The organism is Heyndrickxia coagulans DSM 1 = ATCC 7050, from assembly GCF_000290615.1.
GTDB lineage: Bacteria > Bacillota > Bacilli > Bacillales > Bacillaceae_C > Weizmannia > Weizmannia coagulans.
The window spans coordinates 1-510 of record NZ_ALAS01000159.1; the positions used below are offsets into that span (position 1 = coordinate 1).

Annotated in this window: 1 protein-coding gene; it reads left to right on the forward strand. The window is 39.4% G+C overall.

What is annotated here, in order from left to right; all coding sequences use genetic code 11:
• The coding region (locus IC21_RS08495) for an IS256 family transposase (protein WP_035180760.1) at window positions 1–510 on the forward strand (510 nt) is incomplete at both ends.

Genomic DNA, 510 nt, shown 5'->3' on the forward strand with positions numbered 1-510 from the left:
TATCAAAGGCTGTTTATATTGCGACTGCCATTACAGAGAAGAATACACGTGAAATACTGGGTTTAAGCGTTGACCATGCAGAAAGTTTGGAGAGTTGGAGTTCATTTTTTAAACAACTTAAATCACGTGGACTCCAATCACCAAAACTCGTTATTTCCGATGCTCACATGGGCCTTCAGAAAGCAATACAACGGGAATTCATTGGCACTGCTTGGCAAAGGTGCAATGTTCATTTTAAACGCAATATCATTGAAAAACTGCCCAAAAAAGATACTGCAGAAATCCGGGTGATGATTAAGCGCGTGTTTGAGGCCGTTACGATTGAGGACATACGCAAGTTTAAAGATGAATTAATAAACAAATTTGGTACAGAAGCAAGATTTGAAAAAGCCCTGGCCATTTTAGATGAAGGTTTTGAAGATACTATCCAATACATGAACTTTCCTGAGAATATCCGTATGCACATACGGAGTACTAATTCCCTCGAGCGGCTTAACCAAGAAGTTCGTA